Annotated in this window: 10 protein-coding genes and 1 other RNA gene; all 11 read left to right on the top strand. The window is 55.1% G+C overall.

The genetic code is table 11. From position 1 onward, the window contains the following. The first annotated feature begins 30 nt into the window (after positions 1 to 30). The 11 genes from ilvD to alaS all read left to right on the top strand — a co-directional run bounded on the left by ilvD (position 31) and on the right by alaS (position 13,682). Positions 31 to 1,674: a dihydroxy-acid dehydratase gene (gene ilvD / locus V3C63_RS00465; protein ID WP_329885855.1), complete on the top strand. Its 1,644-nt coding sequence runs from the start codon at positions 31 to 33 to the stop codon at positions 1,672 to 1,674. A gap of 128 nt (positions 1,675 to 1,802) precedes the next feature. Beyond that, positions 1,803 to 3,467 (top strand): biosynthetic-type acetolactate synthase large subunit, encoded by a 1,665-nt coding sequence (ilvB, locus tag V3C63_RS00460; RefSeq protein WP_329885854.1) that lies wholly within the window; start codon positions 1,803 to 1,805, stop codon positions 3,465 to 3,467. A 151-nt stretch (positions 3,468 to 3,618) separates the two neighbouring features. Continuing rightward, positions 3,619 to 4,383, top strand: a complete 765-nt coding sequence (locus V3C63_RS00455) for a prepilin peptidase (RefSeq protein ID WP_329885853.1) — start codon at positions 3,619 to 3,621, stop codon at positions 4,381 to 4,383. A gap of 111 nt (positions 4,384 to 4,494) precedes the next feature. Then, the gene (locus V3C63_RS00450) at positions 4,495 to 5,319 is read left to right on the top strand and encodes a hypothetical protein (RefSeq protein ID WP_329885852.1); all 825 of its coding nucleotides are present in this window, start codon (positions 4,495 to 4,497) and stop codon (positions 5,317 to 5,319) included. 83 nt (positions 5,320 to 5,402) lie between these two features. Continuing rightward, entirely contained in the window at positions 5,403 to 6,809 is a 1,407-nt protein-coding gene (radA, locus tag V3C63_RS00445; RefSeq protein WP_329885851.1) for a DNA repair protein RadA, read from the top strand. 74 nt (positions 6,810 to 6,883) lie between these two features. Further along, positions 6,884 to 7,061, top strand: a non-coding RNA gene (gene ssrS / locus V3C63_RS00440) — 6S RNA. Between the two features lie 74 nt (positions 7,062 to 7,135). Next, positions 7,136 to 7,975, top strand: a complete 840-nt coding sequence (locus tag V3C63_RS00435; RefSeq protein ID WP_329885850.1) for a tyrosine-protein phosphatase — start codon at positions 7,136 to 7,138, stop codon at positions 7,973 to 7,975. Between the two features lie 24 nt (positions 7,976 to 7,999). Next, positions 8,000 to 9,091, top strand: a complete 1,092-nt coding sequence (locus V3C63_RS00430; RefSeq protein WP_329885849.1) for an HRDC domain-containing protein — start codon at positions 8,000 to 8,002, stop codon at positions 9,089 to 9,091. Positions 9,092 to 9,303: 212 nt separating this feature from the next. Further along, the gene (locus tag V3C63_RS00425; RefSeq protein WP_329885848.1) at positions 9,304 to 9,723 is read left to right on the top strand and encodes an RrF2 family transcriptional regulator; all 420 of its coding nucleotides are present in this window, start codon (positions 9,304 to 9,306) and stop codon (positions 9,721 to 9,723) included. Next, entirely contained in the window at positions 9,720 to 10,856 is a 1,137-nt protein-coding gene (locus V3C63_RS00420; RefSeq protein ID WP_329885847.1) for a cysteine desulfurase family protein, read from the top strand. Before V3C63_RS00425 ends, V3C63_RS00420 begins: the two co-directional genes overlap by 4 nt. Positions 10,857 to 11,033: 177 nt before the next feature. After that, on the top strand, positions 11,034 to 13,682 hold the full coding sequence (gene alaS, locus V3C63_RS00415) for an alanine--tRNA ligase (RefSeq protein WP_329885846.1): 2,649 nt from the start codon (positions 11,034 to 11,036) through the stop codon (positions 13,680 to 13,682). The last annotated feature ends 41 nt before the right edge of the window (positions 13,683 to 13,723 follow it).

Below are 13,723 nucleotides of genomic sequence, written 5' to 3'. Positions count from 1 at the left end.
CGGATCCGGCGCGAAAGAAGAGGCATCATTATGGAAAAAATCAAAAGAACGCCCGCGGCGTATTCCCTGTTTAACGCGCTGGGCTATACCCGGGAAGAAATGGAACGCCCGCTGATCGGTGTGGTCAACTCTTTCAACGAAATCGTTCCGGGACACATGAATCTGGATAAAATCACCGAAGCGGTGAAGGCCGGCGTGCGCATGGCCGGCGGCACCCCGGTGGAAATCCCGGCGATCGCCGTGTGCGACGGGATCGCCATGGGGCATCAGGGCATGAAGTATTCGCTGGTCACCCGCGAGCTCATTGCCGATTCCACCGAGGCAATGGCCATTGCTCACCACTTTGACGGCATGGTGATGATTCCGAATTGCGACAAGAACGTGCCGGGGCTGCTCATGGCGGCCGCAAGACTCGATCTGCCGACGACCTTTGTGTCCGGCGGGCCGATGCTCGCCGGCAATGTCGGCGGCCGCAAGGTGTCGCTCTCGGCGATGTTTGAAGCTCAGGGCGCTTATGCCGCGGGCAAAATTAACGACGATCAATTCGAGGATTATGTCGGCCACACCTGCCAGACCTGCGGCTCCTGCTCCGGGATGTACACGGCCAATTCGATGAATTGCCTGACCGAAGCGCTGGGCATGGGCCTGCGGGGCAACGGCACGATTCCGGCGGTTTATTCCGAACGGCTGCGCCTGGCCAAGCACGCCGGCATGCAGGTGATGAAGATGGTGGAAACCGATACCCGTCCGTCTGACATCATGACAGAGGCCGCGTTTTATAATGCGCTGACCGTCGATATGGCGCTGGGATGCAGCACCAACACCATGCTGCATTTGCCGGCCATCGCCCACGAGGCCGGGGTGGAGATCAACCCGGATATCGTCAATGCGGTTTCCGACCGCACGCCGAACCTCTGCCATCTGGCGCCGGCCGGCGACGACCACATGGAAGATCTGAACGCGGCCGGCGGGATCTATGCCGTGATGAAGGAGCTTGCCAAAAAGGATCTGCTCAACCTCGACTGCAAAACCATCACTGGCAAGACTGTCGGCGAAAACATCGCCCACGCGTTTAATCTCAATCCGGAAGTCATCCGCCCCATCGACCATCCCTATATGGATCGCGGCGGCCTGACCATGCTCGGGGGCAGCCTAGCGCCGGATACCGGTGTGGTGAAGCAATCGGCCGTGCTGCCGGAAATGCTCGTGCACGAAGGCCCGGCCAGGGTTTTTGAATCTGAAGAAGATGCCCAGGCAGCCATTGACGGCGGCCAAATCGCTGCCGGGGACGTGGTGGTTATTCGCTATGAAGGGCCCAAGGGCGGCCCGGGGATGCGCGAAATGCTCAATCCGACCTCGGCTATCATGGGCATGGGGCTCGGCGATTCTGTCGCGCTGATCACGGACGGGCGTTTTTCCGGCGCGACCCGCGGCGCCTGCATCGGCCACGTCTCGCCGGAAGCCGCGGCCGGCGGCCCCATCGCCTTTGTGAAGGACGGCGACTGCATTCGCATCGACATCCCGAATCGCAGGATTGATTTGCTGGTTTCCGATGAAGAAATGGCGACCCGCAAAGAGGGCTGGACACCCAAGACGCCGGACATCACCACCGGCTATCTGGCGCGCTACGCCAAACTGGTATCGTCTGCCAACGAAGGCGCGGTATTAAAATAATTGGTCAATCAACAGCAATAGGCAAGGCGGTGATCACCGGATCGCCGTCTGTCTTGTAACACAGCTGAAGCGATACGTCGAGCGACTCTGCTTTGCCTGTGACTGATAACGAGAAATGTGAGAATCCCATGATTAATAGTCAAATTTTAAAAGGATCGGAAATCGTCGTCAAGTGTCTGGAAGAACAGCAGGTCGATTTCGTCTTTTCGTATCCCGGCGGTTCGGTCATTCCGCTTTTCGATGCTTTTTATCGCCTCGAACACAATATCTTTCAGGTGGAACCTTGCCACGAACAAAACGGCATTCACGCGGCAGAAGGCTATGCCCGGGCCTCCGGCAAAGTGGGGGTCGGCATCACAACCTCCGGCCCCGGAGCGACCAATGCCATCACCGGCATTGCCAATGCGCATCTGGACTCGACGCCGCTGGTGGTGATCACCGGTCAGGTGACCCAGCAGCTTTTGGGAAAGGATTCCTTTCAGGAAGTGGACGTGACCTCCATCACCATGCCCATCACCAAGCATAACTTTATTATTAAAGACATCACGATGCTGGCGCCGACCATTCGTGAGGCGTTTCGCATTGCGCAAAGCGGGCGGCCGGGGCCGGTGGTGATCGACGTGCCCAAGGATATCTTTATGGCGGAGACGGAATACGCGCCGCAGGAACCCTATTCTCTCGACGGCGCATCGCCCAGACCCCAGCGGGACGCGTTAAATCGGGCGGCCAGATACATCAACCGCGCCGAGCGGCCGATTATCTATGCCGGAGGCGGTGTGCTTAAATCCGGCGCGACCAAAAAGCTGGTGGCTTTTGCCGAAAAGACCGGCATTCCGGTGGCTAACTCGCTGATGGGGCTCGGCAGCATTCCGCGGGACAATCCGTTGTCGATGGGGCTTGTCGGGATGCACGGTTCCCAGGAATGCAATCTCGCCGTCATCAACTGCGACACGCTGATTGCGGTGGGCGCGCGTTTTTCGGATCGCGTCACCGGCAACATCAACGAATTTATGCGGGATAAAAAGATCATCCAGATCGATGTTGATCCGACCGAATTCGAGAAGAACGTCGAGGCCAATGTGCATATCTGTGCCGATGTGTCCGATGCTTTGCCCAAGCTTTACGAATTGGTGGAAGAAAAAACCTATCCGGAATGGTACGCGCAGATCGCGGAATGGCCGCTGCCGGAAAAATCGGAGAACAGTTATTATCCGAGGACCATCATTCATCACATTAACCGCGCGTTTAAAGACGCCTATGTGGTGACCGAAGTCGGTCAGCATCAGATGTGGGTCGGGCAGTACTGGCAGTTCCAGTTTCCCGGGCAGTACATCACCTCCGGCGGACTCGGCACGATGGGCTTTGGTCTCGGCGCGGCTATTGGCTGTCAGTTCGCCAAGCCGAATCACGACGTCGTACTGATCGCCGGCGACGGCTCTTTTCGGATGAATTTTACCGAGCTGACGACGGTGCGGCGCTATAATCTGCCGATTAAGATTTTTCTCTTTGACAACGAGACCCTGGGCATGGTGCGCCAGTGGCAGAAGCTTTTCAACGATCGCCGTTATGCCCAGACGGATCTTGACGATCACGCGGTGAATTATCTGAAACTGGCCGAAGCGTTTAATATCCGCAGCTACGAAGTGACAGATCTTGCGTCACTCGACAAGACTTTGGCCGAAATCAAGGATCTTGACGAACCGGTGCTTGTGCACTGCCAAATTGACAACGAAGAAGGCGTTTATCCGATGGTGCCTGCGGGCAAACCCATCGACGAAATTTATTACGAATAAACCATGCGATTTGCAGACTTTTCAAAAGCTTTTAAAAAATTTCAAAAGCAATTTTGGAAAGTCTGTTTTTTTGTTGTACAAAATTGCAATCGGCAGCCGATTTCGATAAAATAAATAAAATACAGAAAAGATTCGGAAAGGAAATGGGGCGATGGGACAGATTGATGCGGCGGCGGGATTTGTCATTTTTATAATAGGAACCATCTTGGGGAGTTTTATCGCCTGTGTGGCTGATCGGCTGGCTCGGGGAGGAAATCCCTGGCGTGGGCGGAGCCATTGTGATGTCTGCGGGCATGGGCTGGCGCCGGCGGATTTGGTGCCGGTGCTGGCCTATTTGCGGCTTAGGGGACGTTGCCGTTACTGCGGCAGCAAAATTTCGCCGGCATTGCCCTTCACAGAAATTGCTTTCGGCGCGGCGGCCGCGGTGATCGCTCAGCGCTTTGGCTGGAGCTGGACGACACTCAAAGTGCTGGGCTTTGCCGGGATTCTGATGGCAGTCGCCCTGGTGGATATTAAAACCTACACCATTGCCGATGGGATGGTCGCCGCGGGGATCGTGTGGTGGTTGGCGATGGCGCCGTTGACCCTCGGGACAGCATGGCAGACAATGTTGGCTGATATCGGCGGCGCATTTATGCTCGCGGCGGTTCTTTGGCTTGTGGCGCGGCTTTTTGAACGCCGAACCGGCCGCAGGGGGCTGGGAGACGGCGATATTAAATTGTGCTTGATGGCTGGACTTTATGTGGGCGTCTGGGCATTGTCCCTCTTTTTGCTGTTGGCCTGTGGCTTCGGCCTTATTTTTGCGGCGGCGAGGCAGCAGAGGAAAATTCCCTTCGGGCCGGCCATTGCGCTTTCGGCCGTTTTTTGTGTGTTGGGTGGAGACCCGATTGTCGCCGCGCTTTTAACGGTTTTTTAAGCGATTGGCCCCCATGCACCAATGATTTTTAGCGGCTTTCTTGCCAAGTGCGGGGGAATAACGTATAATGGTTCGCAGTAAAGACGATGATCATCGTTAAAGGAGACAAGCATGAAAAAGCGAATGCGTTTTTATAGCGGGCTGGCGCTGATGATTTGTGCCGCCATCATTTGCGGCGGATGCAGCAGTCTGAACGAAAAGACCCAAAAGGCGACGCGCAAATCCCACACGGTCATGAAGTCCATCGGAACAGCCAGCAACAGCATGGGCACCTATAAAATTAAGCTGGAAAATAAAACCGGCAAGGCCATTACCGTGGTGAATATCCGAGATTCGGTACAATACGAATACAACGATAATATGTTGGAAGAGAATGATTCCTTTGCGGTGAATGAAACCCGTTATTTGTATTACGACGCGACAAACGCAGTAGATGCGGCCCAGGATCAAGCCATTAAGAAGAGCAAAATTACTTACGATCTCCGCGTGACGCTGAGCGACGGGAGCCGATCGGTGCTTCAGGAATTCCCCTTTGGCAAAATGAAAAATACCGCCCAGATTTTTTATGATAAGACCTATCAAATTTGCTATTTGCGCTATCAGTCAAAGAAAACGGGCAAATGGGTCAACACCCGCAAGGCGGAAATTGCCAACGAAAAGGGGATGAGCAGCCGTTCATCTGCCTCCGGTAGCAGTTCGTCTTCCAGTACGCCTAGTTATTCCTCGGGCAGTAACGACAATTCGGGCGGCTATTACAAGCAGCATTCGGGCCGTACCGGCACGTATCCTTCAAATCAAAAACAGAACCCCCCTCAAAGCACACCGCCGAAGAATTCGTCGTCTCAGAATGGGGATGCCGGTGACACAGACAACTCGGGCAATGACAACGGTCAGGAAAACAACGGCACATCGCCAAACAGCGGCTCTCAGGAATAATACCGCGCAACCATAAATTTCAGATATCGGGGCCTTCGGGCCCTTTTCTTAACGGCAAAAGTTTATCAGATAGTGAGGCGATCATGGCCAAATTACGAACCAAATACGTGTGCAGTCACTGCGGACATGTGGTGCCCAAGTGGATGGGGCGCTGTTCTCAGTGCGGTCAGTGGAATACCTTTGAGGAAGAAGTGGAGGCGCCGGGGGCCAAGGGCGACTCGGTGGCGGCCCGACGCGAGCGCGGCAACTACACCAAGCCTAAAAAACTTTCGGAGATCACCAGCAAGCGGGAAGGGCGTATTGCGACTCACAATGCGGAGCTTGACCGAGTGCTCGGCGGGGGCATTGTGCGCGGGGGCGTGATGCTCCTTGGCGGGGATCCGGGCATCGGCAAATCGACGATTCTGCTGCAAACGGCGGAAAGCCTGGGGCGTCAGGGACTGAAAGTGCTCTATATTTCCGGGGAAGAATCGGAGGAGCAACTCAAAATGCGGGCGGAGCGCATGCAGGTGACATCAGAGAACGCATTTTTTCTGTCGGAGATCAACGTGCCCTATATCCGCGAGACGATCCTGTCTGAGCAGCCGGATCTGGTGGTGATCGATTCGATCCAGACAATGTATTCCCCGGAAATCACCTCGGCGCCGGGCTCGGTCTCTCAGATTCGGGAAAACGCCAACGCGTTGATTCAGGTAGCTAAAAAAGACGGCATCGCCATGTTTTTGGTGGGACATGTGACCAAAGAAGGGAATCTTGCCGGACCGCGCATCCTCGAGCACATGGTGGACACGGTGCTCTATTTCGAAGGCGAAAAATACCATGCCTACCGCATGCTGCGGGCGGTGAAGAACCGTTTTGGGTCAACCAATGAACTTGGGGTTTTCGAGATGACAGACACGGGCCTGGCTCAGGTCAAGAATCCATCAGAGATGATGCTCATGTCCCGGCCGAAAAACACCTGCGGCTCGGTGGTGGTGCCGACCCTCGAAGGCAGTCGGCCGCTGCTGGTGGAACTGCAGGGACTGGTATGTGAATCGGGTTTTGCCAATCCGCGGCGCATGGCCACCGGCCTGGATTACAATCGGATGGTGCTGCTCATTGCGGTGATGGAGAAACGCCTTGGGGTGCGCCTGCAGAATATGGATGCTTATCTGAATGTGGTGGGGGGCATGAAGATTGACGAGCCGGCAACGGATCTGGCGGCGGTGGCGGCGCTTTATTCCAGTTTCCGAGATTTTGAGGCGCCGCCGGATTGGCTGATCATGGGGGAAGTGGGGCTCACCGGTGAAGTGCGCAATATTCAAAATGCTGAAAAGCGCGTGCAGGAGGGCGGCAAGCTGGGGTTTTCCGCCTGCGTCCTGCCCCGAAGTAACGCCGAACGCTTGAAGCGATCGATGAAGCATTCCGACATGCTGCCGCTCAAACTTTATCCGGTGGATAATATCGCGATGGCACTCAAACTGCTGGAGCAGCATCTTGAAGGCGATTGATGCAAAGCGTGGAACGCAACAAAGTGTGACAAGATTTTATCCTTTTCAAGAAAAAAAAAATCGACTATAATATTGATATCCTGAAGTGTACGTTACCACTCTATTTTTGAACCTACATCTTTTTACAGGGAGTCCGGATGTCTCTTAGACGATGTCGTGCCGCCTTTGAGCGGATGGCTGGTGCTTAGAGCAGGGCACCCACCTAGCATCCGCTAGGCGTCAAAAATATGGGACGGCACATTCGGGATTTTTTAATATGTTTGAAAGGCGGCTGCGTCTGCATGACGGCGCGGAGGAATTGATAAAACGGTTTGGATTTTAACAGCATGATGACAACAACACAAAAGAAGCAAATGGCTAAGCGGTTGTCCTATGGCCATTATATTTCCCTAAACGGCACCTATAATATTAGGGATTTAGGCGGCATCCCGACGGCAGATGGCCGAAAAATCGCGACGGAACGCCTGCTGCGCGGCGATCATCTGAATTGGATCAATGCTGAAGATGTGCAAAGGCTCGGCGGGATTGTGCATCGCGTGGTGGATTTGCGCCGTCCTTCGGAGACAGCGCATCAACCCGATGTGATTATTCCCCGGGTTTTTTATCATCGGGTGCCGATTCTCCCGGATGAAGGGTTAAAACCCGCGGGTCAAAAACAGCGTGCATCCGGCATGTTATTGGTGGAACAGGTGCAGGCGATGGATCTGGATGTCGTGGGATTCCAGGCCGAGCGCTATCGTCGGGCAGCGCTGAACGATGGTGTGATGGCTCAGATTCGGCAGGTACTTGCAATTATTCTGGAGAACGAAACCGGTGCGGTGCTATGGCATTGCACGGCCGGTAAAGACCGGACGGGCATGATCGCGGCAATTGTGCTGCTGGCCCTTGGCGTGGAAATGTCGGTGGTGCTGGCGGATTATCTGGTATCCAACGTGGTTTTGGCAGAGTGGATAAAAGACATCGTCGATTTTTCCCGTCAGGCGACGAATGATCCGCAGGTGCTCGCGCAGATTGCCCTGCTCTGCCAAGTGCAGCAGGTTTATTTCGAAACGGCAGTCGCCGCGGTATCCGAAGCCTATGGCAGTGTCGATGCTTATTTGACAAAGGCCCTGGGATTAGACAAGGCGGCGAGGACCCGTTTGCAGGAACATTACTTGGTCGATTAAATCGTATATAGAACGGAGGTTAAAATGATGCATTGGATAGTTGGAGCGGTGATATTTGCAGTGGCGGTCGTCGCGATCGTGATCGCGGCAGGAGGGCGCCGGGCACCTCGGATAAAGGCAGCGGCCGAAGTGGAAGCGGCTGAAAGTCTGTTTGAAGAAGTGGAGATCATGGCCGATCAGGATAACGGCCCGACCGATGAAGAGCGTTTTCTGGCCGGCACCGTGGCCGATGTCTGCGGCGAAGAAGCGCGGCTGTACCGAAATATCTATGTGCCGACGGCAGACGGCGGCACCCATGTCATTCATCTGATGCTCAGAGAGCGCAGCGGGATTTACGTGTTTAAATATCTGCATGTGCCGGATGGCTGGATTGTTGGTGAAGAAAGTGCGCGTTGGTGGACCCACTTTAAATCGCCGGAAGATAAAAATTATTTCGACAATCCAATGGCCGAGGTGGATGCCGATATCAAGGCGCTCATTTCCTTCTTCCCAAAAACCGCGCGCCAGGATTATCACGGCTTCGTGGTCATTAGCGACAATGCGGAAATCCGCGACGTTCGGACGGAATCGGCCAATCATGTGATCAGTCTCAGCGACCTTCCGCAGACGCTCAAGGCCGATTTGGAAGGCTATTCGCCGGTGTTCTCCGAAGGGGTCGACAAAATGATGGCCCGGGTACTCGCGACGATGAAAAACAACGTGGGGTTGGAGCAGCGTTTGATCAAACTGAAAGAGACCATGATGGTCGAGAGCGAAAAGGCGCGGGCGATGCGCCAGGCAACCGATCAGGCAACCGGCCGCACTCGCATTTACGATCCTCAGAATCTCGCAGAGGAAATCGATGTGCTCAGTCCGGAGGAAAGGCGCAAGCCGGAGGATCGCTTCACGCGATCGGAACTTGCACTGCGGGAATCGCTGATGCTCTGGCGCAAGCGCCAGGCGGAACGAACCCAGCACAGCGAGGTGGTGATTTTGAGCGACCGCGGTTTGGATAACATTGTGAAAGCCAAGCCGTCGAGCATTGATCAGTTGCTCCGCGTCTCCGGGATGGACAGCGAGCAAGTCAGCCGTTACGGCGAGGCCATTTTGCAAATGGTGGGCCATACGCCGATTTAAAGCCGCACAGCGGCAAGGCAGAACTTTGATTCTGCCTTTATTTTTTTGCGATGGCGAACGGCGGACCGTTCGTTTTCTTGGAGAGCATTCGCCCGGCAGAAGGCTGACAAAAAGTTGGCGCCAAGACGAAAACAGGCTTGATTTTGATCGTTGCTGTGATATAATACAGACAATTCCGAGCGAATGAGTTGGAATTGCTCAGGAGGCAAAAAATGAAATTATCAACCAAAGGACAATACGGCGTGCTCGCGATGTGCGAACTGGCTTCGCACTACGGCAAGGGGCCGATGTCCATCAAAGAAATAGCAGATAAACAGCACTTTTCCGATGCGTATCTCGAACAATTATTTTCAAAGCTCAAAAAAGCGGGCTTGATTCAAAGTCTGCGCGGCGCCCATGGGGGCTATCAGCTAACGCGCGAGCCCAGTGCCATCGCGGTGGGGGAAGTGATCGATGCGGTGGAAGGCCCCATCGCGTTTTGTGGCTGCGATGCCGAAGCGGTGGACTGTAACCGGGCGCAGTCCTGCCCGACGGTGAACTTGTGGATGGACGTTCAAAACAGTATCCGATCGGTGATCGACCATCGTTCGCTTCAGGATTTGATCGGCGGCTCAAGCGGAGAGTCTTTATGAATCGGATTTATTTGGATCACGCGGCGACAACGCCGGTGGATCCGGCTGTCGCCCAAGCAATGCGGCCTTATTTGGGGGCGGTTTTTGGCAATCCCTCTGCCGTTTGCCGGCATGGTCAGGAGGCACAAGCCGGCGTCGAAAAGGCCAGACATCAGGTGGCGACGCTGCTGAAGGCCGAACCGGCCTCGGTTTTTTTCACATCCGGCGGCTCCGAATCTGATAATTGGGCGATCAAAGGCACGGCCTTTGCCCTGTGGGCGCGGGGGCGCCATTTGATTACCACGGCGATCGAGCATCCCGCCGTGCTTGGCACCTGCGCTTTTCTTGAACGCTGCGGCTTCGAGGTGACCTATTTGCCGGTAGATCAGGCCGGTTTGGTTGATCCCAAGGCGCTTAAGGCGGCGATTCGGGACGATACGATTTTGGTTTCGGTGATGGCGGCCAATAACGAGATTGGTACCATCGAGCCCATTGCGGAACTGGCCGCCGTCGCCCATGCGGCCGGCGTGCGTTTTCACACGGACGCTGTGCAGGCCTGCGGCAATGTACCCATGGATGTGCAGGCTTTGGATGTGGATCTGCTGTCCCTTTCCGGCCATAAGTTTTATGGGCCCAAGGGAGTTGGCGCCCTTTACGTTCGGCCGGGCTGCAAGCTGGAACCGTTGATCCACGGCGGCGGGCAGGAACGCGGCCGTCGGGCCGGCACCGAGAACACGGCAGCCATCGTCGGTCTCGGTGCGGCGGCGGGACTGGCAGCAGCCGATCAGGCGGCTGACGTCAGACGGGAAGCGGCGCTGCGGGATCTGTTAATTGCCGGGCTCACGGCGATTCCCGGGGTCCGGCTTACCGGACATCCTGAACATCGCTTGCCGGGAAATGCCAGCTTTTGCTTCGACGATTTGCGCAGCGAGGCTCTGCTCACCGCGCTGGATCTGGCCGGGATTGAAGCTTCCGGGGGATCGGCCTGCACGGCGGGATCGCTCAATCCCTCTCATGTACTTACCGCCATCGGCGTGCCGGAAAACCGCGCGCGCAACGCGCTGCGCCTGACCCTCGGACGCGGCACCACCGCCAAACAGATTGAGCAAACCGTGGCGGCCATCCGGCGGATTGTCGAACGGCTGCGAGCATAAAAAGTAAAACGAAACGGCGCTGAAAATCATCGGCGCATCCCGTCAGGGTTCAGCCATTGAACCTTGACTTTTTTATTGGTTACGTTAAAATGATAGCAGCACTTTTTGTTGATTTTAAGCCGGATAACACTTTCGGTGCATCATAAGGAATCACAGGAAACGAGAGGACAGAAATTCATGGAACCTTTGGGACTGAACGAAATACGCGAACGCTACCTCGCTTTTTTTGAAAGCAAGGGGCATCTGCGCCTTAAGAGCTTTTCGCTGGTGCCGCACAACGATAAAAGCCTGCTTTTGGTCAATTCGGGGATGGCCCCGATGAAAGCCTATTTTACCGGGGACGAAGTGCCGCCGCGCAAACGGGTTACGACCTGCCAGAAATGCATCCGCACGCCGGATATTGACAACGTCGGAAAGACCGCGCGCCACGGGACTTTTTTTGAAATGATGGGCAACTTTTCCTTCGGGGACTATTTCAAGCCGGAAGTCATTCCATGGGCCTGGGAATTCATCACCGACCGGATGGGCATGGATCCGGATAAAATTTATGTGACGATTTATCTGGACGACGACACCGCTCACGATTTGTGGCGATCGGTTGGTGTGGCGGAAGATCACATTGTGCGTTTGGGCAAAGAGGATAACTTCTGGGAACACGGCACCGGTCCTTGCGGCCCCTGCTCGGAAATTTTCTACGACCGCGGCGAGGCTTACGGCTGCGGAGAGCCGACCTGCGGGCCGGGCTGTGACTGCGATCGCTTTGTGGAATTCTGGAATTTGGTATTCACCCAGTTCGACCGGGATGAAAACGACCACTACACGCCGCTTGATCATCCGAATATCGATACGGGCATGGGGCTTGAACGCATGGCGACGATTCTGCAGGGCGTCGACAATATTTTTGAGGTGGATACGATCCGCCACGTCTTAGACTATATTTGCAGTCTTTGTGGCGAACATTACGGCGATGACGGGCAAAAGGATGTTTCCATCCGCGTCATTACCGATCATATCCGATCGGTTACCTTCATGATCGGCGACGGCATCATGCCGAGCAATGAAGGCCGGGGTTACGTGCTGCGCCGGATTTTGCGCCGGGCCGCTCGACATGGCCGACTGCTGGGGATCAAGGGCACCTTCCTCCACGATGTGGCCAAGGAAGTGGTGGTCGTTTCCGGCGATGCCTATCCGGAACTCAAAGAAAAGCAGAAAACCATTCAAAAGATTATTCAAATCGAAGAAGAGCGCTTTGACGCGACCATCGACCAGGGATTGTCCCAACTCAATATGATGCTTGAAAAACTCGAAGCAGAAGCTCCCGATGAAAAGATTTTTTCGGGGAAGGAAGCGTTTCGGCTCTACGATACCTTTGGCTTCCCCTTTGATCTGACGCGGGAAATCGTTGAGGAACGGGGATTTGCCATCCCCTACGAAGATTTTGAAAAAGCCATGGACGTCCAACGTGAACGCGCCCGGGCCGCCCGGGCCGAAAGTGATACGGCCGTCTGGGCGGACGATCCCTTTAATCCGCTGGGGACCGACGCGGTGGATACCTTTGTGGGCTACGACGCGCTGAAGGCCGACGGGAAAATCCTGGGGCTGATCGTGAACGACACCCTGGTGGGCGAAGCCAAGGCTGGTGACGATGTACTGGTGCTTCTCGATCAAACGGCGTTTTATGCCCAAAGCGGCGGACAGGTTGGCGACAGCGGTGTGATTGAAAGTGTCGACGGCACCGCGAGAATCGCCGTGAGCGATTGCCGTTATGGCAGTCTGAAGCGCCATATCCATTACGGGAGGGTTGAAAGCGGCAGTTTTAAAACGGGTCAGACGGTGGTTAGCGAAGTGAACAAGGCGGACCGTATGGCAACGGCTCGCAATCACACGGCCACTCACATGCTGCAAAAGGCGCTCAAGCTGGTGCTTGGGGATCATGTAGAACAGGCTGGTTCCTTTGTCTCGCCGGACCGCCTGCGCTTTGACTTTAACCATTTTCAACCGATGACGGCTGAAGAAATCGCCAGGGTTGAAACGATCGTGAATCAGGTGATTCTTGAAGCGATGCCGGTGAATATTTTCGAAACGGATATCGACGAGGCAAAAAAACTTGGCGCCATGGCGCTCTTTGGTGAAAAATACGGCAACATTGTTCGCGTGGTTCGCGTCGGGGATTATTCCATCGAGTTATGCGGCGGCACCCATCTGACCAATTCCGCCCAGGCCGGGATGTTCAAAATTTTAAGTGAAGGCGGCGTTGCAGCCGGCATTCGCCGGATTGAAGCCGCAACCGGGATGAACACCTATTATGAAATGGCCAAAGCCGAAGCAACTTTGCAAAAGGCCTCGGGCATGGTGAAGGCGAACCCGGCGCAACTGGTCGAAAAGATCGCCGAACTTGAAGAACAAGGCAAGGCCAAGGATCGGGAAATTGCGGCGCTCAAGCAGCAGCAGGCAGGATCTGCGGCCGGAGATATCATTCAAAATATCGTCGAAATTGCCGGGGTTAAAGCGGCGATTGCCGGCGTAGATGGTATGGAAATGGACGAGTTGCGTGAACTTTCCGATATGCTCAAGGATAAAATGGGCAGCGGCATCGCTGTGATCGGAACAGTAAAAGACGGCAAGGTCAATTTCATCGCGACAGCGACGAAGGATCTTGTCAAACGTGGTTTTCATGCAGGCAATTTGATTCGTGAGGTGGCCGGAATCGCCGGCGGCGGCGGCGGCGGCCGCCCGGATATGGCCCAGGCTGGCGGCAAGCAGCCGAAAAAAATGGCAGAAGCTCTCGAAAAAGCTAAAGATTTAATCAAGGATCAATTGGCATAAACCTGTTTTGAGAAAATAAACGGTCCCAAATCGAAATAAAG

Origin of the sequence: Pseudoramibacter faecis (genome assembly GCF_036289405.1) — a bacterium.
Taxonomy (GTDB): Bacteria; Bacillota; Clostridia; order Eubacteriales; family Eubacteriaceae; genus Pseudoramibacter; species Pseudoramibacter faecis.
This window is presented reverse-complemented; position numbering and strand designations above follow the sequence as displayed.

Excerpts from the sequence above, each read along its gene's own strand:
- ilvD (WP_329885855.1), top strand. The coding sequence starts at position 31 with ATGGAAAAAATCAAAAGAACGCCCGCGGCGTATTCCCTGTTTAACGCG.
- ilvB (WP_329885854.1), top strand. The coding sequence starts at position 1,803 with ATGATTAATAGTCAAATTTTAAAAGGATCGGAAATCGTCGTCAAGTGT.
- V3C63_RS00455 (WP_329885853.1), top strand. The coding sequence starts at position 3,619 with ATGGGACAGATTGATGCGGCGGCGGGATTTGTCATTTTTATAATAGGA.
- V3C63_RS00450 (WP_329885852.1), top strand. The coding sequence starts at position 4,495 with ATGAAAAAGCGAATGCGTTTTTATAGCGGGCTGGCGCTGATGATTTGT.
- radA (WP_329885851.1), top strand. The coding sequence starts at position 5,403 with ATGGCCAAATTACGAACCAAATACGTGTGCAGTCACTGCGGACATGTG.
- V3C63_RS00435 (WP_329885850.1), top strand. The coding sequence starts at position 7,136 with ATGATGACAACAACACAAAAGAAGCAAATGGCTAAGCGGTTGTCCTAT.
- V3C63_RS00430 (WP_329885849.1), top strand. The coding sequence starts at position 8,000 with ATGATGCATTGGATAGTTGGAGCGGTGATATTTGCAGTGGCGGTCGTC.
- V3C63_RS00425 (WP_329885848.1), top strand. The coding sequence starts at position 9,304 with ATGAAATTATCAACCAAAGGACAATACGGCGTGCTCGCGATGTGCGAA.
- V3C63_RS00420 (WP_329885847.1), top strand. The coding sequence starts at position 9,720 with ATGAATCGGATTTATTTGGATCACGCGGCGACAACGCCGGTGGATCCG.
- alaS (WP_329885846.1), top strand. The coding sequence starts at position 11,034 with ATGGAACCTTTGGGACTGAACGAAATACGCGAACGCTACCTCGCTTTT.